This is a genomic window from Enemella evansiae (assembly GCF_002250705.1).
GTDB classification, from domain to species: Bacteria; Actinomycetota; Actinomycetes; order Propionibacteriales; family Propionibacteriaceae; genus Enemella; species Enemella evansiae.
The window spans coordinates 1-1660 of sequence record NZ_NMVP01000031.1 but is presented as its reverse complement, the minus strand read 5'-3'; the positions used below and the strand labels follow the sequence as shown (position 1 = coordinate 1660).

Annotated in this window: 1 protein-coding gene; it reads left to right on the top strand. The window is 64.8% G+C overall.

Annotated elements, in window-relative coordinates:
• Positions 1-287: 287 nt before the first annotated feature.
• Positions 288-1568 (top strand): IS110 family RNA-guided transposase, encoded by a 1281-nt coding sequence (locus BI335_RS14075; protein ID WP_094431644.1) that lies wholly within the window; start codon positions 288-290, stop codon positions 1566-1568.
• The last annotated feature ends 92 nt before the right edge of the window (positions 1569-1660 follow it).

Genomic DNA, 1660 nt, shown 5'->3' with positions numbered 1-1660 from the left:
TCGAGTAGCCACTGTGCCCCTGGCGGGGCGCCCGTTCCGGGCTGAGAATGGGGTGGGGGTGGTCGGCTGGGTGCTGAAACCGTTCGATCTATGGTCCGTTCGAGGCCGTCGAGTAGCCCGGTGCGGGGATCGATGTGATGGGCCCTTCAATGCTGCCGATCCGTGGCCTTCCTAGTAGGGGGTGGCGGTGTGAGCGCGAGGACTAGATTTGCTTGATTTTCCCTCGAGATCTCCCTCAGGCGGCCACCCCTTTTTGGTACTGGATCGCGCCTTGGGAGGGCAGAGAGGTGTTCACAGAGTCTGAAGACGAAGAACAGATCATCGAGCGGGTCGCGGCGTTGGATATCGGCAAGGCCGAGTTGGTGTGTTGTGTCCGTATGCCCGCACCGCCGGGCAAGAAACGCCGGTTGCAGGAGGTCACCACTCACACCACGATGGTCGGCTCGTTGAGCGAGCTGGCGAACCGGCTGGTCGGGCTCGGGGTGCAGCGGGTGGTGATGGAGGCCACCAGCGACTATTGGCGGGCGCCGTTTTATCTGTTCGCCGCGCACGGGCTGGATCCGTGGTTGGTCAATGCCAAGGATGTCCATCATCTGCCCGGCCGGCCGAAGACCGATCGGTTGGATGCGGTGTGGTTGTGCAAGGTTGCCGAACGCCAGATGCTGCGGCCCAGTTTCGTTCCCGAGGCCGGGATCCGCAGGCTGCGGGACCTGACCCGGTATCGGGTGGATCTGGTCGGGGTCCGGACCGCGGAGAAGAACCGGGTCGAGAAGCTGTTGGAGGATGCCTGCATCAAACTGTCGGTGGTCGCCTCCGACATCTTCGGCGTCTCGGGACGGGAGATGCTGGATGCCATCATCGCCGGGGAACGCGATCCCAAGGTCCTCGCGGAGAAAGCACGGTCCCGGTTACGGCTGAAGATGGCCGAACTGGAGGAGGCCTTCGCCGGGCTGCAGTTGGGGACCTTCGATGATCACCACCGGTTCTTGCTGACCCGGATGCTGGCCCGGATCGATCAAACCGATCGCGATATCGCCGCGCTCGATGAACAGATCGAGGCCCATCTGGTCCCTTTCGCTGACGCGGTCGCCCGGCTCGATGAGATTCCCGGGATCGGGCCGCGTGCCGCTGCCGCGATCGTGGCCGAGATCGGCACCGACATGACCCAGTTCCCGACCCCGGACCATCTCGCGTCCTGGGCACGGTTCACCCCCGGGATCAAGTCCAGCGCGGGCAAGACCAAAGGCAACGGCTCCACCGGCCACGGGAACCGATACCTCGCCCGCGCGATCTGCGAGGCCGCGATCGCGACCCGACACACCCAGACCTTCCTCGGCGTCCGCTACCGACGCCTGGTTCGCCGGCGCGGAAAGAAGAAGGCCATGGTCGCGGTCGGACGCTCGATCCTGACCGTCATCTGGCACCTGCTCAACGATCCCGACATCCCCTTCCGTGAACTCGGCCCCCAGCACTACGACACCCACGTCTCGACCAAAGCCAGGCAACGCAGTCACATCAAGGGCCTCGAAGCCCTCGGCTACAAAGTCATCCTGCAACCCGCCGCCTGACCACAACCCCTACAACCACTCCCACCGACGAGTCACGCCGCCGGACGCTCCACCGCGCGTGGCTGAGTCCATTCTCGGACTAGGTCGCGCAG